Origin of the sequence: Vibrio sp. CJQ_6 (genome assembly GCF_043106745.1) — a bacterium.
In the GTDB taxonomy this organism is placed as follows: Bacteria; Pseudomonadota; Gammaproteobacteria; order Enterobacterales; family Vibrionaceae; genus Vibrio; species Vibrio furnissii.
On the sequence record NZ_JBICMV010000007.1, the window covers coordinates 15,338 to 32,246 of the forward strand.

General features: G+C 47.8%; 27 protein-coding genes. 23 read left to right on the forward strand and 4 right to left on the reverse strand.

What is annotated here, in order from left to right; all coding sequences use genetic code 11:
• The first annotated feature begins 33 nt into the window (after positions 1-33).
• The 4 genes from thrS to rplT all read left to right on the forward strand — a co-directional run bounded on the left by thrS (position 34) and on the right by rplT (position 3,219).
• A complete protein-coding gene (gene thrS, locus ACF8PK_RS00665; RefSeq protein ID WP_014257183.1) occupies positions 34-1,962 on the forward strand; it encodes a threonine--tRNA ligase in 1,929 nt (642 codons plus the stop codon).
• 3 nt (positions 1,963-1,965) lie between these two features.
• The gene (infC, locus tag ACF8PK_RS00670) at positions 1,966-2,517 is read left to right on the forward strand and encodes a translation initiation factor IF-3 (protein WP_081454227.1); all 552 of its coding nucleotides are present in this window, start codon (positions 1,966-1,968) and stop codon (positions 2,515-2,517) included.
• A 111-nt stretch (positions 2,518-2,628) separates the two neighbouring features.
• Positions 2,629-2,823 (forward strand): 50S ribosomal protein L35, encoded by a 195-nt coding sequence (rpmI, locus tag ACF8PK_RS00675; RefSeq protein ID WP_004727973.1) that lies wholly within the window; start codon positions 2,629-2,631, stop codon positions 2,821-2,823.
• 42 nt (positions 2,824-2,865) lie between these two features.
• Positions 2,866-3,219 carry a 50S ribosomal protein L20 gene (gene rplT, locus ACF8PK_RS00680; RefSeq protein WP_004727974.1) on the forward strand — a complete coding sequence of 118 codons (354 nt, stop codon included), beginning with the start codon at positions 2,866-2,868 and terminating at the stop codon, positions 3,217-3,219.
• 318 nt (positions 3,220-3,537) lie between these two features.
• Here the strand turns inward: rplT and ACF8PK_RS00685 are convergent, their stop codons facing one another.
• Complete coding sequence (locus ACF8PK_RS00685) at positions 3,538-4,356, reverse strand: FTR1 family protein (protein WP_392439545.1); 819 nt, start codon at positions 4,354-4,356, stop codon at positions 3,538-3,540.
• Positions 4,357-4,369: 13 nt separating this feature from the next.
• Positions 4,370-4,693, reverse strand: a complete 324-nt coding sequence (locus ACF8PK_RS00690) for a cupredoxin domain-containing protein (protein WP_014257186.1) — start codon at positions 4,691-4,693, stop codon at positions 4,370-4,372.
• Between the two features lie 348 nt (positions 4,694-5,041).
• Here ACF8PK_RS00690 and ACF8PK_RS00695 point away from each other — a divergent pair, with 348 nt between their 5' ends.
• The 7 genes from ACF8PK_RS00695 (at position 5,042) to ACF8PK_RS00725 (ending at position 8,175) form a co-directional block, all read left to right on the forward strand.
• Entirely contained in the window at positions 5,042-5,260 is a 219-nt protein-coding gene (locus ACF8PK_RS00695) for a VF530 family DNA-binding protein (protein WP_004727977.1), read from the forward strand.
• Positions 5,261-5,417: 157 nt separating this feature from the next.
• Entirely contained in the window at positions 5,418-6,218 is an 801-nt protein-coding gene (locus tag ACF8PK_RS00700; protein WP_392439548.1) for a 2'-5' RNA ligase family protein, read from the forward strand.
• An 85-nt stretch (positions 6,219-6,303) separates the two neighbouring features.
• Entirely contained in the window at positions 6,304-6,771 is a 468-nt protein-coding gene (locus ACF8PK_RS00705; RefSeq protein WP_004727979.1) for a pyrimidine dimer DNA glycosylase/endonuclease V, read from the forward strand.
• Between the two features lie 124 nt (positions 6,772-6,895).
• The gene (locus ACF8PK_RS00710) at positions 6,896-7,069 is read left to right on the forward strand and encodes a hypothetical protein (protein ID WP_004727980.1); all 174 of its coding nucleotides are present in this window, start codon (positions 6,896-6,898) and stop codon (positions 7,067-7,069) included.
• 110 nt (positions 7,070-7,179) lie between these two features.
• Entirely contained in the window at positions 7,180-7,596 is a 417-nt protein-coding gene (locus tag ACF8PK_RS00715; RefSeq protein WP_014257189.1) for a GNAT family N-acetyltransferase, read from the forward strand.
• Between the two features lie 5 nt (positions 7,597-7,601).
• Positions 7,602-7,799: a DUF1289 domain-containing protein gene (locus ACF8PK_RS00720; protein WP_082469539.1), complete on the forward strand. Its 198-nt coding sequence runs from the start codon at positions 7,602-7,604 to the stop codon at positions 7,797-7,799.
• A 100-nt stretch (positions 7,800-7,899) separates the two neighbouring features.
• Positions 7,900-8,175, forward strand: a complete 276-nt coding sequence (locus tag ACF8PK_RS00725) for a DUF4242 domain-containing protein (RefSeq protein WP_032080379.1) — start codon at positions 7,900-7,902, stop codon at positions 8,173-8,175.
• Positions 8,176-8,371: 196 nt separating this feature from the next.
• Here ACF8PK_RS00725 and ACF8PK_RS00730 read toward each other — a convergent pair whose 3' ends face one another.
• Positions 8,372-8,554, reverse strand: a complete 183-nt coding sequence (locus ACF8PK_RS00730) for a hypothetical protein (RefSeq protein WP_004727983.1) — start codon at positions 8,552-8,554, stop codon at positions 8,372-8,374.
• 215 nt (positions 8,555-8,769) lie between these two features.
• On the opposite strand from ACF8PK_RS00730, the gene ACF8PK_RS00735 reads away from it, so the two are divergent.
• The 6 genes from ACF8PK_RS00735 (at position 8,770) to ACF8PK_RS00760 (ending at position 12,271) form a co-directional block, all read left to right on the forward strand.
• The gene (locus tag ACF8PK_RS00735) at positions 8,770-9,183 is read left to right on the forward strand and encodes a GFA family protein (protein WP_392439553.1); all 414 of its coding nucleotides are present in this window, start codon (positions 8,770-8,772) and stop codon (positions 9,181-9,183) included.
• 217 nt (positions 9,184-9,400) lie between these two features.
• Entirely contained in the window at positions 9,401-9,757 is a 357-nt protein-coding gene (locus ACF8PK_RS00740; protein WP_004727985.1) for a MerR family transcriptional regulator, read from the forward strand.
• A 56-nt stretch (positions 9,758-9,813) separates the two neighbouring features.
• Positions 9,814-10,203 (forward strand): carboxymuconolactone decarboxylase family protein, encoded by a 390-nt coding sequence (locus ACF8PK_RS00745; protein WP_004727987.1) that lies wholly within the window; start codon positions 9,814-9,816, stop codon positions 10,201-10,203.
• A gap of 28 nt (positions 10,204-10,231) precedes the next feature.
• Positions 10,232-10,627, forward strand: coding sequence for a GFA family protein (locus tag ACF8PK_RS00750; RefSeq protein WP_238772625.1), 396 nt, complete (start codon positions 10,232-10,234; stop codon positions 10,625-10,627).
• A 60-nt stretch (positions 10,628-10,687) separates the two neighbouring features.
• Complete coding sequence (locus ACF8PK_RS00755) at positions 10,688-11,593, forward strand: EamA family transporter (RefSeq protein WP_055466976.1); 906 nt, start codon at positions 10,688-10,690, stop codon at positions 11,591-11,593.
• A gap of 276 nt (positions 11,594-11,869) precedes the next feature.
• Positions 11,870-12,271, forward strand: a complete 402-nt coding sequence (locus tag ACF8PK_RS00760) for a hypothetical protein (protein WP_049781836.1) — start codon at positions 11,870-11,872, stop codon at positions 12,269-12,271.
• 130 nt (positions 12,272-12,401) lie between these two features.
• Here the strand turns inward: ACF8PK_RS00760 and ACF8PK_RS00765 are convergent, their stop codons facing one another.
• Positions 12,402-12,875, reverse strand: coding sequence for a peroxiredoxin (locus ACF8PK_RS00765; protein WP_392439557.1), 474 nt, complete (start codon positions 12,873-12,875; stop codon positions 12,402-12,404).
• 261 nt (positions 12,876-13,136) lie between these two features.
• Between ACF8PK_RS00765 and ACF8PK_RS00770 the strand changes: the two genes are divergently transcribed.
• The 6 genes from ACF8PK_RS00770 to ACF8PK_RS00795 all read left to right on the forward strand — a co-directional run bounded on the left by ACF8PK_RS00770 (position 13,137) and on the right by ACF8PK_RS00795 (position 16,839).
• Positions 13,137-13,550, forward strand: a complete 414-nt coding sequence (locus tag ACF8PK_RS00770) for a GNAT family N-acetyltransferase (RefSeq protein ID WP_014257196.1) — start codon at positions 13,137-13,139, stop codon at positions 13,548-13,550.
• A 42-nt stretch (positions 13,551-13,592) separates the two neighbouring features.
• Positions 13,593-14,222, forward strand: a complete 630-nt coding sequence (locus ACF8PK_RS00775) for a class I SAM-dependent methyltransferase (protein ID WP_392439560.1) — start codon at positions 13,593-13,595, stop codon at positions 14,220-14,222.
• A 235-nt stretch (positions 14,223-14,457) separates the two neighbouring features.
• Positions 14,458-14,928 carry a GNAT family N-acetyltransferase gene (locus ACF8PK_RS00780; protein WP_014257198.1) on the forward strand — a complete coding sequence of 157 codons (471 nt, stop codon included), beginning with the start codon at positions 14,458-14,460 and terminating at the stop codon, positions 14,926-14,928.
• Between the two features lie 83 nt (positions 14,929-15,011).
• Positions 15,012-15,548, forward strand: a complete 537-nt coding sequence (locus ACF8PK_RS00785; protein WP_392439563.1) for a DUF924 family protein — start codon at positions 15,012-15,014, stop codon at positions 15,546-15,548.
• Between the two features lie 262 nt (positions 15,549-15,810).
• Positions 15,811-16,287 carry an HAD family hydrolase gene (locus ACF8PK_RS00790; protein ID WP_154179948.1) on the forward strand — a complete coding sequence of 159 codons (477 nt, stop codon included), beginning with the start codon at positions 15,811-15,813 and terminating at the stop codon, positions 16,285-16,287.
• A gap of 9 nt (positions 16,288-16,296) precedes the next feature.
• Positions 16,297-16,839, forward strand: a complete 543-nt coding sequence (locus ACF8PK_RS00795) for an isochorismatase family protein (RefSeq protein ID WP_232659582.1) — start codon at positions 16,297-16,299, stop codon at positions 16,837-16,839.
• Positions 16,840-16,909 lie beyond the last annotated feature (70 nt).

Here is a 16,909-nt window from a genome sequence, read left to right on the forward strand (position 1 = left end):
GCTTAGTGTGCAACACCACTGTAAGGATATCTCATGCCTATTATTACTCTTCCTGACGGCAGTCAGCGTCAATTTGACAACCCAGTTTCTACTCTAGAAGTGGCACAATCTATCGGCCCTGGTTTGGCGAAAGCCACCATCGCAGGTCGTGTAGATGGTGTTCGTGTTGATGCGTGCGATCTGATCGAAAACGACGCAAGCCTTGAAATCATCACCGCGAAAGACGAAGTAGACGGTTTGGAAATTGTTCGTCACTCTTGTGCTCACTTGCTCGGTCATGCACTGAAGCAACTTTACCCACAAGCGAAAATGGCGATTGGTCCAACCATCGACAACGGCTTCTACTACGACATCGATCTTGAAGAATCTCTGTCACAAGATGACATTGAGAAAATCGAAGCTCGCATGAAAGAGCTGGCGAAAACCAAGTATCAGGTTGTTAAAAAGAAAGTCAGCTGGCAGGAAGCGCGTGACACATTTGAAGCGCGTCAAGAACCATACAAGATGGAAATCTTGGATCAAAACGTCGCTCGCGATGATCGTCCTGGTCTTTACCACCATGAAGAATACATCGACATGTGTCGTGGCCCGCACGTACCACACATGGGTTTCTGCCAACACTTCAAACTGTTGAATGTGGCAGGCGCATACTGGCGCGGCGACAGCAACAATAAGATGCTACAACGTATCTACGGTACAGCTTTCCACGATAAGAAAGCACTTCAAGCTCACCTGACTCGTCTGGAAGAAGCTGCGAAGCGTGACCACCGTAAGATCGGTAAGCAACTTGACCTGTTCCACATGCAGCAAGAAGCACCGGGTATGGTGTTCTGGCACCATAATGGCTGGTCTATCTTCCGTGATTTGGAAGTGTTCATTCGTCACAAACTGAATGAATACGGTTACCAAGAAGTGAAAGGTCCTCTGATGATGGATCGCGTTCTGTGGGAACGTTCAGGTCACTGGGACAAATACGCAGATGCGATGTTTACAACATCCTCTGAGAACCGCGATTACGCGATTAAGCCAATGAACTGTCCAGGTCACGTTCAGATCTTTAACCAAGGTCTGAAATCTTACCGTGATTTGCCGCTGCGTATGGCGGAGTTCGGTTCATGTCACCGTAACGAGCCATCAGGTTCTCTGCACGGTATCATGCGTGTTCGTGGCTTTACTCAAGACGATGCACACATCTTCTGTACTGAAGATCAAATTCAAGAAGAAGTCACATCATGCATCAAGATGGTGTACGACACATACACCACATTTGGTTTTGACAATATCGCAGTGAAACTGTCTACTCGCCCAGAAAAACGCGTAGGTAGTGATGAGATTTGGGACAAATCTGAAGAAGCACTGAAACACTCTCTGGAAGCGATGGGTATCGCATACGAAATCCAAGAAGGAGAGGGTGCATTCTACGGTCCTAAGATCGAATTCACACTGTATGACTGTTTGGACCGTGCATGGCAATGTGGTACTGTACAGCTCGATTTCAACCTGCCAACGCGCTTAGGCGCAACTTACGTCGGTGAAAACAACGAGCGTCTTGTACCTGTGATGATTCACCGTGCGATTTTAGGCTCACTCGAGCGTTTCATCGGTATTCTTATCGAAGAATACGCAGGTTTCTTCCCGACTTGGTTGGCTCCAGAGCAAGCAGTTGTCGTAAATATTACTGACAAACAAGCTGATTACGCTCAGGAAGTGGCTCAAAAGCTACAAAAATGTGGTATTAGAGCAAAAGCGGACTTGAGAAATGAGAAGATAGGCTTTAAAATCCGCGAACACACTCTAAAGCGTGTTCCGTATATGCTGGTTTGTGGCGACCAAGAAATGGAAGCCGGAGAAATCGCAGTACGTACACGTAAAGGTAAAGATCTTGGTAAGTTTAAACTGGATGACTTCGTATCGCATATCCAGACCGAGATTGCTAGCCGTAAGTTAAATCTGGAGGAATAAACTATTAAAGGCGGAAGACGTGGCCAAGTACCGGCCAAACAAAACCAGCACCGTTTGAACGGTGAAATTCGTGGCGTTCGTGAAGTTCGTTTAACAGGCGCTGATGGTGAATCTGTTGGTATCGTTTCGATCCAAGAAGCACTAGCAGCAGCCGAAGAAGCTGGTATGGATCTTGTCGAGATCAGCCCTAACGCCGAGCCACCAGTCTGTCGTGTGATGGACTATGGCAAATTCCTCTTCGAAAAGAGCAAAGCTGCTAAAGAGCAGAAGAAGAAGCAAAAGCAGATCCAGATTAAGGAAGTTAAATTCCGTCCTGGGACTGATATTGGAGACTATCAGGTAAAACTACGCAACCTGACTAGCTTCCTTGAAGAAGGCAACAAAGTGAAGGTAACAATTCGCTTCCGTGGCCGAGAGATGGCTCACCAAGACATCGGTGTTGACGTTCTGAATCGTTTGAAAGAAGACACAGTAGAATTTGCTGTTGTGGAATCTTTCCCAACGAAGATTGAAGGTCGCCAGATGATCATGGTTCTAGCCCCTAAGAAGAAGTAATTAACGGCTTGCAAGTAATCAACCTGGCCGAGTTACTTGAAGTAACGCGGTTGGGTTTATTCGCCCTAATTACGTTGTTTATTAAACTACTACAATGCGGAGTTATTCATCATGCCTAAGATGAAAAACAACAAAGGTGCTGCTAAGCGTTTCAAGAAAACTGCTGGTGGTTTTAAGTTCAAACACGCTACCAAACGTCACATCCTGACTAAGCGTACAACTAAGAACAAACGTCAACTACGTCCAAACTCAATTCTTCCTAAATGTGAAGTTGCGGGTATCGTTCGTTGTCTGCCATACGCTTAATTTGTTTTTAGTTTTTAATTCGTTTAGTTTAGGAGAAGCATAATGCCTCGCGTAAAACGTGGTGTACAAGCTCGTGCACGTCATAAGAAAGTTCTGAAACAAGCTAAAGGTTACTACGGTGCACGTTCACGTGTTTACCGCGTAGCTTTCCAAGCAGTTACCAAAGCTGGTCAATACGCTTACCGTGACCGTCGCGCTAAGAAACGTCAGTTCCGTCAACTGTGGATTGCACGTATCAACGCAGCATCTCGTCAAAATGGTCTATCTTACAGCCGTTTCATCAACGGTCTTAAGAAAGCATCTATCGAGATCGACCGTAAGATCCTGGCCGACATCGCAGTATTCGACAAAGCAGCATTTGCTGTTCTTGTAGAAAAAGCGAAAGCTGCTCTGTAATTAGCAGTTCAGGTTTAAGAGGAAGGAGAGCATATGCTCTCCTTTTTTCTTGCCTGCCATTTCCTCACACACATGTTTTTGGCCGCCTTGTCATGGGCCTTCGTGGTCATCGACGAATCTCGCTCCATTTCTCTATTTGCCCCATTGTTCTGTTCAAAGTCATGTCTTAAAGTGAGCCAACCCCACCTTCAGTTTTTCTGTGTTTGACCAACGTTTTCGTCCAACCGATTGCACATTCAACGCTCTCAAGATATATACGCTAGCAATAAAAATGGCCCCAAAATCAGGAGCCATAAACATGTGATAAATCGTGAAGCGTTATGCTTTGCTTTGGGGTGGAGCCGAGCGGCTTGCCCAGCGCATGCCTACAGCAATGACGAGAATCGTCACCACATAGAACACCAATTGAATTGCGGTTGGGCGGGCTTGATAACCGACTAAGATATGCAGCAATTGGCCCAGCATTGAACGCTCCGACAAAATCGCATTCGAATTCCACAGTGGTGCCTGCGCGGTGAGGATTCCTGCTTGCATCAAATAACCGGCTGCAGAAGCGGCTAGGCCTGCGGCTAAGAAAAGAATCATCCAGCCTGTGACTCGGAACAACCAACGTGTCGGAATGCGGAGTAACCCAAAATAGAGTAGGGAACCGGCAATCACACCGGCAATGACGCCCAATGCGCCGCCCGTTAGCATGGATAAACCGGAGTCACCTCCCGCGGCAATACCATACAGGAACAGAACCACTTCCGAGCCTTCACGCAGCACCGCTAATCCTGTTGCGACGGAAAGAAAATACAATGGCAGTGAGCCGTCGTTGATTTGCGAACTGACCTGTTTCAAATGGGCAACCAGCTCGCGTGCGTGTTTCGACATCCAGATGTTGTGCCAAGCGAGCATGAGAACTGCGGTGAGCAAGATCCCAGCGTTAAATAGCTCTTGGCCCATGCCTTCGAACGTCGATGCAATGGCGCCAGCAGAAAATGCGACGGTCAAAGCGCCAAACAAGCCGGCAGTGACACCACCGAAAATCCAACGCGTACGACCGGGTAAGCCTTTTGTTGCGGCCATCAGAATGGTCACAATCAATGCCGCTTCCAACACTTCACGAAAGACGATAATGGCTGAACTCAACATGAGTTGTCCTCGCTTATTTTACAATCAGTGAACCTTGAGCGGTGTCTTCATGGAACTCACCAAAGAATTCGAATTCGCCTGGGCCGAAAGGACCCACTAAGACGGTGATTTGGCTATTGCCCGCAACCACTTTTTCCGCGTGAAAATCTTCGCCTTCAAACTCTTCGGCCGTATCATCGAGGTTTTTAACGACCAGCTTGACCTGTTGATGCGCTGGAATTTCGAGGTGCGCCGGGTTGAACTGATGGTCTTTAATGGTGATTTCAAACGTTGGGGTATCAGCCAAAGCCGGTAGGCTCGCGCTCAGCAGAAGTGGGAGAAGAAGGAACTTTTTCATCAATGAATATCTCTGTTACATCAAATAAGAATGGTTATTATATTTATTGTTAGTAAATGTAACAAATGATTTAATTTAGTAAATGCATGGATAAGAGTATGGATGTGCTGAGTTGAATTCGCTGATGCCAATACTGGAGTGACGTGACGTGCACAATGTGTCGCTTTGTACTGATGCCTCGGCACTAGCGCTGTGGTTTGGTCGGGGCCGCTCTGTTTGAGTCAATGAATGTCGTTACGCCCGTTGGCCGCTCATAAAAGACATGAGGTGGACGCGCGGGATCTGTTAGACTGCCGCCTTGTCCCGTAGCATTGCGCTGCGGCTGATTTGACGATTGGAATAGAATTGATGAACCAAGCACAACCGAACAATCCATTGCATGGATTAACCCTTGAAAAAATCCTCACGCGTTTAGTCGAGCATTATGGTTGGAGCGGGTTGTATCGCGAAGTCCGTGTTAACTGTTTCGATAACGATCCATCAATCAAGTCGTCCTTGAAGTTTCTACGTAAAACGCAATGGGCCAGAGACAAAGTTGAAGCGTTGTACATCAATACGTTCTCCTGATCACGCCCCTGACCTGATTGGTTCAGGCGCGTTGTGGTCTGAATACGCACTTGGTGATGGGGTGGCTGAAAACGATGACACTTTGCCGCACAGTTAACGTTGTTGGCTCGTTTGCTTTGTTATGATGACGCCCCGCGACCCAATCTATTGGTTTGTCATGATTGAATCTATCTACCAACACATGTGGGACAACTTTTGTGACGCGATGCGTCATAACCGCTATGTCCAAGACCCTTATCTGACTCATCAAAGCGATACGCGCCGAGGCATAACGGCGTTGGCGTATTTGCACTCCAACAGTCAGTTTCATCACCGGCGGGTATCACATGATGAGTCACGACATTATCAGTTACGGCAGAATCGATTACGAAACGTGTCGCCACTTGAGTACCTGTCTTTAACGGCAAATATCGAGGCGTTTCTTGACCAAGTCAGAACGCTGGAACCTGAGCAGTATTATTATCCTCAAAATGAACTTCATATCACGCTGTTGTCGGTGATCTCTTGTGCAGCGGGCTTTCAGCTCGCCGATATTGACGTTGCCCGTTACGCTGCGGTTTTTCAACACGCCTTACGTGATATCGAACCCATCGACATTGAATTTCGTGGGGTGACCGCCTCGCCTGAATGCATTGTGATTCAAGGGTTTCCGCAAGGAAACGGGCTGAACGCCTTGCGCGAACGCCTTAAAGATGAACTCCAGCGTTCAGGGTTACCAACGACGGCTGACAGCCGCTACAAACTTGTGACGGCCCATGCGTCTGCTGTGCGTTTTCGCGCGCCTCTCAACGATACCGAGGCGTTGCTTCAACTTTGCCAGCGCTATCGTCACCATGTGTTCGGCCGAATGACACTGTCTGCGTGTGAATTGGTGTTTAACAATTGGTATCAACAGCGCTCCGTCACGCAATCACTCGCGCAGTGCGTGTTGCTGGCTCCCGTTGGCGCCGAAAAATAGAGCAATCAAACTGACGGAGCGATCCCATACGCTGGAATGACGTATTAAGAACGTTTGTAGCATCGGCCAACACGGGAGCCCAAGCGTGAATATCTTTATTTTGGATAACGACATCAAATTGTGCGCGCAATATCATTGCGACCAACATGTGGTGAAAATGATTCTTGAGAGCGTGCAATTGCTATGTACCGCTTTGAACAAGAAGGGATTTGAAACGCCTTATAAATCGACCCATATGAAACATCCGTGTGTATTGTGGGTTGAAGAGTCTTACGACAATTTCTTATGGTTAACGGAGTTAGTGCGCGAGCTGAACGCGGAATATCAGTTCCGGTATGATAAGTCAGCAGACCACAAATCCATGGCAGTATTAGCGCAGATACAGCAGCACACCTATCCGGCGTTGGGCTTGACTGAGTTTGCTCAAGCCATGCCGGATGAATACAAAATACCGGGTGATGCCGTTCATGCGTATCGACGATTCTATGCGGGAGAGAAAATGGGCTTTGCACGTTGGACCAAACGCGAGTTACCAGCGTGGTTGAGCGTGTAAATGCCCGGACTTGAGGAGCATGTTTACCAAAGCGCTAACGTCACGTGAACATTCACCGGACTTTCATTGGTTATAGTTTTCAATATCAAATATCGATATAAAACTCACTAGCGAGTCAGGTCCGATGAAAAACTATCTTTTAATTGCTGCTGTGTCTTTCACCCTGTTTGGCTGCCAACTCACGCGTGTTGAAGGGCGCGTTGATGACGTCGACGTGAAAGTCCATTCTGGTGATTCACACAGCAAGGATCGTGGTCATTTTTGCCCGCCAGGTCAGGCCAAAAAAGGCAACTGCTAAATTGATTTACTCTCAAAAAGCCAGCGTTGATCGTCTGGCTTTTTTTATGCGCAGGTGGCATGGTATCTCGATGAATTGCAACGCGAATATAACGTGATCAGGAAGTGAATATGCCAGTGACCATCACCACGACACCAACGGAAGCCGAAATAGAGATCATCCGAAATGGCTTACGTGAACACAATTTTCCTCATTTAGGCGATGTGTACCGTACCGATATTGCCTGTTTCACAGAAGATGAACACGGTGTCAAAACGGGAGGGCTTTATGGTGAAATTTTTGGCCATTGGCTGATGGTGAAGTTTCTTTGGGTCGACAAAAACGGCAAAGGTCGCGGACTGGGTAGCCAATTGTTGTTGCAAGCAGAAGCGTTTGCCCGTGAGAAAGGGTGCCACGCTTGTCTGCTGGATACATTCAGTTTTCAAGCCAAACCGTTTTATGAAAAGCTGGGTTACGAAGTGCAGATGATCCTACACGATCATCCGGTGTCCACTGAACGCTATTATCTGACCAAATCGCTGGTTTAATCGCCATGGCAAACACTGAGCCCGAATCGGCTGTTCCGTCTCCCTGTATCCGTAACTGTTGCCTAGATGATAACGATGTCTGTCTGGGCTGTTTTCGTACACTAGAAGAAATTTTGGCCTGGAACCGATCAAGCGAGCCTGAAAAGGCGGAGATTTTATTGCGCTGTGCTGCCAGGAAACGCGCCAAATTCAACCGCCGTTGAACTATGCCACTATGCGCTCAAGCCTTGCCGTGACTGGTCTGTCAACTGATGAACGCGGGATCGCTGGTCTATACTTACCGGGTACAAACAGGAGGTAAGTATGCCTAAATATGTTATTGAACGGGATCTTGCGGGGGCGGGTAGCCTGACGCAGGACGATCTCAGAGCCATTTCACAGAAATCATGTAACGTATTGGAAGTTTTGGGCCCGAGAATTCAGTGGGTTGAGAGCTACGTGACGCCGGATAAAGTGTATTGTGTGTATATTGCACCTGATGAAGCGCTGATTCGCAAGCATGCGGAGATGGGAGAGTTCCCGGTCAGTGCAATCTACCCGGTGAATGCGGTAATTGACCCTACCAGTGCGGAAGCCTGAAAAAAACAGCGACTCATGCAGTGTAATGAGTCGCTGCTATTGAATTATCCATGAAAACCTTACTCCTGCTGGTGTGTTCCGGTTTAGCGCTGATACCATGGATTCTCTAGAGAGTAACAAGTTCGTTGAGCGTAGAACTTGGTACTCTGTACATCGAGATTTGCAATCATTCCCCGAAGGCAATAAACCCACGTCATCATGAGTCGATGACGAGATTGTTGTTCTCATCTGTGTACAGGCATGCCTGATTACGTTGGATCAACTGAACGGCATACGAAGGCGACACAGCGTGTAGCTGGCCTTTCATATGAAGTGCTGGTGATTCCCAAGCATCATCTTTGTACATGCCGGTTTGTGTGTACTGAATCAATACTTTCATGGAACTTCCTTACATAATTATCATTATTCGCATTTTTAAAATATGGCGAGAATTTAAGTTGTGCATCTGTTAAAAATGAAACATTATTTTTACCAATTGGCCGTCGCTCATTTTTGTAGGGTGAGTAATGATGACGTGCTACACACTTTCTTTGGTGTTTGAGCTCCGCTTAAACATCGAAAATGCGCTTTAACCTTTATCGATAGGAAATACGTATGGACTACCCAATTGAAGCGTCTTGTCAGTGTGGACAGGTAAGCTACAAACTCTTTACTGCGCCCAAAAAAGTGATCGCGTGTCATTGTCAGGAGTGTCAGAAACTCTCGACGGCACCTTTTAGCGTGACCGCGATGGTTCCTGCAGATGCCATTGAATTTAGTGGCGAGATGAACAAATGGGGGCGAGTTGCGGCCAGCGGAAATCAAAATGACGGCTATTCGTGCCGCACCTGTGGGAATCGCATTTATCAAATCAACCCGGCGCAACCTGACCTTATCAAACTCAAGCTCAAACCGGTGGGTCTCAAAAACGATGCGTTGTTTGAACCCCAAGCTCATGTTTGGGTGAGTGAGAAGCTCAGTTGGGTCGTGCTCCCCGAAGGGGTTCCTGCGTTCGACAAGCAAGTATGAAGCAGGTTGGTTGGTTGACAACGGCGAGGTGAACCGGTCGGTTCACCCCAATGTATGTCGATTCAAAATCATGACCACCAATCCGACGATAAACAACGTTTGCGTTTCTGTCAGGCATCGCGCTCTCGATACCGTGCATTCACCAGACCTCGTTGTTTTTCTCACCTCATCTATGAGCAGTGACACTGCGCCCACGATCCGATTGAACGAGGCTCCCATGAATATCAAAGCATTTTCCGAACTCACGGGTTTGAGCGCCTACACGCTGCGCTATTACGAAAAAATCGGACTACTAAAAAATGTCCAGCGCACACCAAGTGGCCGACGTGTCTACACCACGAAAGAGGTTGAATGGGTGCGCTTTATTGTGCGTTTGAAAGAAACTGGAATGCCATTGAGTGACATTTTACGGTATGCAGAGCTACGCGCTTGTGGCACAGTAAGCCACTTTGAGCGCCAACACCTGTTGGAAGAGCATCGAAAACAGCTTAAAGCGCATCTTGATGTGCAGCTGAATCACCTGAAAGCGCTGGATACCAAAATTGAATGGTACAAAACGCAGGATGGCCATTGACTTAGAGTTGACTCTAACATGTAAGGTTCTTTTGTTGTCTACACAGGAGAATCAACATGGAACATACACGCTTTGCGGCCGGTTTGGCCAAGCTCAAAGAGATCGATGGTGAAGCTGGTCAGAAGGTGATGGAAAGCTTGCAGGACATCTGCCCGGATTTGGCGCGCTACACGGTTGAGTATCCGTTTGGTGATATTTATCGTCGTGACGGTTTGGATCTGCGGTCGCGTGAAATTGCCACAGTGGCGGCACTCACCGCCCTTGGGCATTGCACGCCGCAATTAAAGGTTCATCTGAATGCTGCATTAAATGTCGGATGTACCGAAGATGAGCTCAAGGAAGTGATTGTCCAGATGTCGGTTTACGCGGGTTTCCCGGCGGCGCTCAACGGCATGTTTGCGTTCAAGGACGTACTGGCGGAGCGAGCATCGCCTTCGTCCCAATAAGCAATATTTTGGTTCTAAGGAAGGAACAATGATTAAACAAGTTGGCCCAGCAACGATTCAGGAAAAGCACCGCGCGACGTGCCATTGTGGGACGGTAGAATTGGAACTTAGCTTACCGAATGGCATCGTGGATCCACGTCGCTGTGATTGTTCGATTTGTCGACGCAAAGGCGCGATTGTCGCGTCCGTCACTTTGGATGCAATACGCATTGTGAAAGGGCAGGAAGCGCTGCGTTTGTACCAGTTCAATACGAACACGGCCAAACACTATTTTTGCTCGGTGTGTGGTATCTATACGCATCATCAGCGCCGGTCTAATCCTCACCAATATGGGTACAATGTCGGTTGTTTGGACGGCGTCAATCCATTCGATTTAGGGGATGTTGTCACCAATGATGGTGTCAACCATCCTGCTGATCGCTAAGTCATCGCGGTGACCCACATTAAGCGTCACACGCATCTGTTGTAAAGGGACGACACAACTATGGATAGTCGAAGTGTTTTCGCATCACTGCTGGTGGTGCTGATTTGGGGACTCAATTTCTCTGTCATTAAATTTGGCCTAGACGAGTTGCCGCCGATTATGTTTTCGGGGTTACGCTTTCTCATTGTCGCGATTCCAGCGGTGTTTTTTATTCCGTTTCCGAAAACCTCGGTATGGAATGTCATTGGCGTGGGTGTATTTCTCGGCGTCCTTAAATTCAGTTTTTTGTTCGTCGCGATGAAAAGTGATGCTTCTGCTGGCATTTCATCTTTGCTACTGCAGGCGCAAGTGATCTTTACCGTCCTCCTGAGTGTCTTGCTGCTCAAAGAAAAAATCACCAAGGCGCAGTGTTTGGGGATCGCGATTGCGGCAATCGGATTTAGCCTGTTTTTCTTCGCTGCAAACGGCAACGTGACGATGACCGGCGTGACCATGATTTTGTGCGCAGCGCTGTTTTGGTCGATTTCCAACGTGATCATGAAGCGAATTAAAAACGTCAATCTGCTGCATTTTATGGTGTGGGCGAGCCTTGTACCGCCTTTGCCGCTGTTTGCTATTTCGTATCTTGTGGAAACACGTGACCCGTTGGCAGTATTGGCGGCAACCACGGCGCAATCCTGGTGGTCGGTGATCTATGTCGGCTACATTTCCACCTTGGTGGCCTTTGCGATTTGGGGATGGCTTCTCAACCATTATCCTTCGGCTTCGGTGACGCCTTTTGCGTTGCTGATCCCGGTCGTTGGCATGGTCAGTTCTAGCGTGCTACTAAATGAAACCATGAGCCATTTAGAAGTTTTAGGGGCGTTACTCATCTTATGCGGGTTATCGGTGTCGGTGCTGGGTGGCATCGTACTGAAAGCCGTTAAACGTGCAAACGCTCAATCGTTATCGAGCGAAAATAATTAAATATTGGGAGATTTAAAGTACACTTTCTTATTTTTTACTAGACTTAAAACGATGTCTTGTTTCGTATAGGAAATATGAAATAGAGGCACGTTTTTTCTGCCAAAATAATAATAGGACGGCGTTATTTTTATTATCTCTTGTCTTAAAAACAACATGAGTCAAACTTTCTGATAAGGATGTCAATTCAAAATGATATTTATTGTTTCAAATCAAAGTCTATCTACGCTATTGGACTACTCTTTAACCATGTCTTACAGAGATATCCTAGGAGATAGCATGAACATTAAATCAACTTTGCTCTTAGTGGTACTTTTACTTTCTTCTTCAATGGCTTGGGCTGCTAGTTTTACTGGTAACACCGCTGGAACGATTCAATTTCGTGGCGCAGTGAATGAGCCCACTTGCAATGTAACGACGAATGGAATACGTGACTTAACCGTGACGCCGAATGGTATTACGACGAAAGGTGAAGTTGCATATCGCTTGAACAATCATGATATAACCCAATTAACAATGGGGGTATCGGATTGTCACGGATATAAAAGAAATTCAGAAGGTGCTGATGCGTTAACAATAACTGCGCGGCAATCTCAATCCAATAATCTTGGGTATGTTGCCGGAACCGGAATGGTCGTCAGTTATGATGGAAAACACATTGTCACAATCGATTATGAATAATAGGAATTGAACGAGATATACATTTAATTTACTATCTCGGTGTATTGTTTAGCATGAGTTATTTATTCAGCTAATAAAAAAAGGAAGGCAGTCAGCCTTCCTTTTTTGTCTCAATTTTTTGTTTCAACGATTACAGCGCTGCAAGAATAGTTTCTGCTTTGCTGACTTCAAATGATTTTGGTGCTTCGACGTTCAATGTGGTGACGACGCCGTTGTCGATGATCATGGCGTAACGCTGTGAACGCACGCCGCCAAATCCAGCGGTGTCCATTTCCAGACCCAGTGCTTTGGTAAAGCTTGCATCGCCGTCCGCCAGCATCATCAACTCAGAGGCATTCTGTGCTTCGCCCCAAGATTTCATGACAAACGCGTCGTTGACTGCAACACATGCGATGATGTCGACGCCTTTGGCTTTCAGTTTATCGGCTTGAACGACGTAACCTGGCAAGTGCTCTTCTGAGCACGTTGGGGTGAAAGCACCAGGTACGGCAAACAGCACCACTTTTTTACCTGCAAACAGTTCGTTCACGTTGTGGTGAACCATACCGTCTTTTGTCAGTTGGCTGAGTGTTGCTTCTGGCAGGTGTTGTCCTTGCTTGATCATGATATTTCCTTCATTTGGATGGAAGTGTTTCCCCGTTCTAAATGATATAGCCACTGGCAGTGCGACGACGTGCCGCACCATGCCGATGTGTTGGGGGAGAGATGGAAGTCTTCTTACAGTCTAGTCTGAATTCATCAATCTAAAAACAGAGAAACATTGGGGATATTGTGATATTTCTTCGATCCTTGGTTGTATGCGCATGGAAGCGGCGCTATGTTGGTAACTCACTGACATAACGCGACTTATCACAAGGAGTGACCCATGCACGTCGACTATCAAACCGGGCGTCCAATCAGCGCTGATCAATTTATTACACTGCTCAATGAAACCACATTAGGGCCACGCCGACCAACGGACGATCGCGCGTGCATTGAAGGCATGTTGGCGCATGCGGATTTGCTTGTCACGGCGTGGATAGGTGAACGATTAGTGGGTGTTGCTCGTTCGGTGACGGATTTTTGCTATTGCTGCTATTTGTCGGATCTTGCCGTGTCGGAGCACATTCAAGCGCAGGGTATCGGCAAGCAGTTGATTGAGCATACGTTTGCCGCGCTAAAGCCCGGTTGCAAACTGATTTTGCTGGCGGCGCCTCAAGCGGTTGAGTATTACCCCAAGATTGGTTTCACTCAACATCACAGTGCATGGGTGATGTCGTCTGCTCAAGAACTGAAATAAAACGGAGGGACAACGTTCATCAACGAACGGTCTGTGAAGAACATGTACGTACCAACCCCAAAAGCGAATTATGACCCAATTGCTGAAGCGTGGCACCGACTCCGCACTCAACTGCCTCCGCCTGATCTCGCACTGTTTGAGTTATTTCGCTGCTATATTCCGCCACATGGCTGCATCTTGGATTTAGGGTGTGGCCATGGCGTGCCGATTGATACCATGATGAGCGCGCGTGGTTTTGAGGTAACTGGCGTGGATCGCTCCGAACGGTTGCTCGATCTTGCGCGTTCAGCCATGCCGCAACACCAATGGATTTGCAGCGAGTTGGAATCCTTTGAACCGACCGAACGCTATCATGGTGTGATTATCTGGGACAGCTTGTTTCATCTTTCGCGTCAGGAACACGTGCCACTGCTGCGCAAAGCGTTTCAAGCGCTTGAGCCGGATGGTGTGTTGATTCTATCGAGCGGTGGCAGCGACGATGATCTACCACCGTTTACGGATGTCATGCTCGGCCATGAGTTTTTTTACGATGCATTTCCTGTTGCCGTGCTGCTGCATCACTGCCGCAAAATAGGATTTCGTATTTTGCGCCATGAATTGGTCAATGAACCCGATGGCGGCCGCGATAAAGGGCGACTGGGCGTCGTGTTGCAAAAACCAGCCACGCCTTGATTGTTCGGTAGGCATGGGGCGGCCTAAAGTGTCCGTGGCTTCGCCTTTTCCCGCACACAGTCTCGGGAGGCTAAGGTAAAGATCATTCTGATGAAAGTGTTGTTTATTCGCTCTCAATCTGTTGGAGCGTCGTAAATTCCCCGCATCGTTTGCCGCAACCTGAGCATTCGGGGTTAATTTAACATCTTGCTTACGTTAGGATATTCGCCATGATTCACCGCGAAAGGACGCGAATATGTTGACGCTCCAGCCCATGTTGCCACAACACCTTGAACAAGTTGCCGAGTTGAAGGTGGCCGATGACCAACTCAAATTTGTCGGTACCATTGACGAGATTCTCGTTAATATCGACGACCAAATTCATCCTCACGTCTTGGTTGCCAATGGCAACGTGGTCGGTTTTTTCCTTATTGATACGACGTACAGCCTGCAATACGACTTTGCTGGTGCGCACAATCTTGGACTGCGTGCGTTTTTTGTGTCGCAACAGGCGCAAGGGAAGGGCTATGGCAAGCAAGCGGCGGCATGCATGAAAACGTATCTGCACAGCAGCTATCCGCAATTTTCGCGCGTTTATCTGACCGTCAATTGCAAAAATCCAGGAGCCCGTCACTGTTATCTTCACGGTGGTTTTGTCGATGACGGCGAATTGTATCTCGGCGGCGCTGCTGGCCCACAACACATCATGCATCTTGATCTATCATGAGAATCTCCACCGATTTTTCGCGTTTCTTCAATCACTTCCGTCGTCTGCGTATATACTTTTAATTCAACCATAAGGAGCGTGGCATGTATCAAAGTGTTCTGACGTTTTGGTTCAACGAACTAACCCCAGAGATGTGGTGGAAAAAAGAGGTGTCGCTTGATGATCAAGTGCGCGGTCGCTTTACGCCGCTGCATGAGCAGGCGGTAAAAGGGGAGCTATTTCATTGGCGACAATGTCCACAGGGGGCTTTGGCGGAAGTCATTGTTCTCGACCAATTCTCTCGCAACATGTTTCGAGACACGCCGAGAGCATTCGCTCAGGATCCACAAGCGCTCACTTTGGCGCAGTTTGCGATTGAAAAGGGTTTTCACAAGCAGCTCAACAAAACGGAGCAAGTTTTCCTCTATTTGCCATTCATGCACAGTGAATCGCGGTTGATCCACGCCGCCGCGATGGATCTTTACAGTGAATTGGGCGAGCAAGTGAATCTCGATTTTGAAATGCAGCACAAAGCGATCATTGAGCGTTTTGGCCGTTATCCCCATCGAAACGCCATTTTAGGCAGGCCATCGACTGAAGAAGAGCTGGCGTTTCTCAAACAGCCCAACTCCGCATTTTAGGTGACACCGCGATCGCAATCGGTTCTAGGAAAACAGAAGATTGCTACGCACAAACGAAGCTGGCGTACAGAGAATATAGCCCTGCGGCAATTTAACAAGCGTTCAGTGTGGTTGAGGAAGTGGCTTTTGCTGAACTGATGGGGGCGCGGAACGTACAAAGCGATATGGGTTCGTTCGAGAAGTCTCTCGATCATAAAAAATTACAGACGCTGAGCGAGTAAGGGATGCGTTGGGTTCGGCGCTCAATTAAGGAAAGGCAAACATGACCTCCATTTATCTATTTGATTGGGGTGATACCTTGATGGTGAACATGCCATCATATCAGGGAAAAATGTGTGATTGGCCGAGTGTGGAAGCTATGCCACAGGCGCTTGAAACCTTAAGAATGCTTAGCCAACACGCGCAGGTTTATGTCGCGACCAATGCTGATGATTCGACCGAAGCGGATATTCAACAGGCGTTTGCACGGGTGGGGTTAGATGACTTCATACAAGGTTATTTTTGCAAACAGACGTTGGGTTTTGCGAAAGGAACGCCCGAATTTTTTGCCACCATTCTTCATCATCTCAATGTGCGTGCTGACGCGATCACCATGGTCGGCGATACACTCGAAAAAGACATTTTGCCTGCGTTAGACGCTGGCATGCAGGCGGTTTGGTACAACCCGTCACATCAAATGGCCAGCAAGCCCTATTCAGGGGCGGTCATCCACTCATTGGCAGAACTCATTGAAGAGTAGGGATTCGCGATGCTAGGGAAAGACAATACGGGATTGATTGTGGTCGACATTCAGGGCAAGTTGGCGCAAATCGTTCATCAAAGCGAGGCATTGATCCGCAATGTTCGCGCGCTGATTCAAGGCGCGCAGGTGTTGGAACTCCCCATCATTTGGCTTGAGCAAAACGCGGCCAAATTGGGGCAAACGCATCCTGACTTGGCCGAATTGCTGTCGCGCAGCGCCCAACCGATTGAGAAGTTTCATTTCGGCGCGGGTAAAGAGCGCCTTTTTGTGGAAGCGATTCAACAGGCTGGCGCGACAAACTGGTTGGTGTGCGGCATCGAAACGCACATTTGTGTGTATCAAACGGTGTCGGGGCTACTCGCAGAAGGGTTGCATGTTGAAGTGGTACAGGATGCTGTTTCTTCGCGAAGTGAGGCGAATCTTGCCTTGGGGCTGAAGAAAATGGTTCACCAAGGCGCGCAGTTAACGTCGGTGGAAATGTGTTTGTATGAGCTGGTGGAGGATTGCCGCGCCGCAGAATTTAAACCGATTTTACAATTGATTAAGTGAAGCGCGCTGGTGAACATGATGCTTGACGGGATGGATGTTGCGATAAAGAATGTGACCTTCTTTTCGAAGT

Excerpts from the sequence above, each read along its gene's own strand:
- thrS (WP_014257183.1), top strand. The coding sequence starts at position 34 with ATGCCTATTATTACTCTTCCTGACGGCAGTCAGCGTCAATTTGACAAC.
- rpmI (WP_004727973.1), top strand. The coding sequence starts at position 2,629 with ATGCCTAAGATGAAAAACAACAAAGGTGCTGCTAAGCGTTTCAAGAAA.
- rplT (WP_004727974.1), top strand. The coding sequence starts at position 2,866 with ATGCCTCGCGTAAAACGTGGTGTACAAGCTCGTGCACGTCATAAGAAA.
- ACF8PK_RS00685 (WP_392439545.1), bottom strand. The coding sequence starts at position 4,356 with ATGTTGAGTTCAGCCATTATCGTCTTTCGTGAAGTGTTGGAAGCGGCA.
- ACF8PK_RS00690 (WP_014257186.1), bottom strand. The coding sequence starts at position 4,693 with ATGAAAAAGTTCCTTCTTCTCCCACTTCTGCTGAGCGCGAGCCTACCG.
- ACF8PK_RS00695 (WP_004727977.1), top strand. The coding sequence starts at position 5,042 with ATGAACCAAGCACAACCGAACAATCCATTGCATGGATTAACCCTTGAA.
- ACF8PK_RS00700 (WP_392439548.1), top strand. The coding sequence starts at position 5,418 with ATGATTGAATCTATCTACCAACACATGTGGGACAACTTTTGTGACGCG.
- ACF8PK_RS00710 (WP_004727980.1), top strand. The coding sequence starts at position 6,896 with ATGAAAAACTATCTTTTAATTGCTGCTGTGTCTTTCACCCTGTTTGGC.
- ACF8PK_RS00715 (WP_014257189.1), top strand. The coding sequence starts at position 7,180 with ATGCCAGTGACCATCACCACGACACCAACGGAAGCCGAAATAGAGATC.
- ACF8PK_RS00720 (WP_082469539.1), top strand. The coding sequence starts at position 7,602 with ATGGCAAACACTGAGCCCGAATCGGCTGTTCCGTCTCCCTGTATCCGT.
- ACF8PK_RS00725 (WP_032080379.1), top strand. The coding sequence starts at position 7,900 with ATGCCTAAATATGTTATTGAACGGGATCTTGCGGGGGCGGGTAGCCTG.
- ACF8PK_RS00730 (WP_004727983.1), bottom strand. The coding sequence starts at position 8,554 with ATGAAAGTATTGATTCAGTACACACAAACCGGCATGTACAAAGATGAT.
- ACF8PK_RS00735 (WP_392439553.1), top strand. The coding sequence starts at position 8,770 with ATGGACTACCCAATTGAAGCGTCTTGTCAGTGTGGACAGGTAAGCTAC.
- ACF8PK_RS00740 (WP_004727985.1), top strand. The coding sequence starts at position 9,401 with ATGAATATCAAAGCATTTTCCGAACTCACGGGTTTGAGCGCCTACACG.
- ACF8PK_RS00745 (WP_004727987.1), top strand. The coding sequence starts at position 9,814 with ATGGAACATACACGCTTTGCGGCCGGTTTGGCCAAGCTCAAAGAGATC.
- ACF8PK_RS00750 (WP_238772625.1), top strand. The coding sequence starts at position 10,232 with ATGATTAAACAAGTTGGCCCAGCAACGATTCAGGAAAAGCACCGCGCG.
- ACF8PK_RS00755 (WP_055466976.1), top strand. The coding sequence starts at position 10,688 with ATGGATAGTCGAAGTGTTTTCGCATCACTGCTGGTGGTGCTGATTTGG.
- ACF8PK_RS00760 (WP_049781836.1), top strand. The coding sequence starts at position 11,870 with ATGAACATTAAATCAACTTTGCTCTTAGTGGTACTTTTACTTTCTTCT.
- ACF8PK_RS00765 (WP_392439557.1), bottom strand. The coding sequence starts at position 12,875 with ATGATCAAGCAAGGACAACACCTGCCAGAAGCAACACTCAGCCAACTG.
- ACF8PK_RS00770 (WP_014257196.1), top strand. The coding sequence starts at position 13,137 with ATGCACGTCGACTATCAAACCGGGCGTCCAATCAGCGCTGATCAATTT.
- ACF8PK_RS00775 (WP_392439560.1), top strand. The coding sequence starts at position 13,593 with ATGTACGTACCAACCCCAAAAGCGAATTATGACCCAATTGCTGAAGCG.
- ACF8PK_RS00780 (WP_014257198.1), top strand. The coding sequence starts at position 14,458 with ATGTTGACGCTCCAGCCCATGTTGCCACAACACCTTGAACAAGTTGCC.
- ACF8PK_RS00785 (WP_392439563.1), top strand. The coding sequence starts at position 15,012 with ATGTATCAAAGTGTTCTGACGTTTTGGTTCAACGAACTAACCCCAGAG.
- ACF8PK_RS00790 (WP_154179948.1), top strand. The coding sequence starts at position 15,811 with ATGACCTCCATTTATCTATTTGATTGGGGTGATACCTTGATGGTGAAC.
- ACF8PK_RS00795 (WP_232659582.1), top strand. The coding sequence starts at position 16,297 with ATGCTAGGGAAAGACAATACGGGATTGATTGTGGTCGACATTCAGGGC.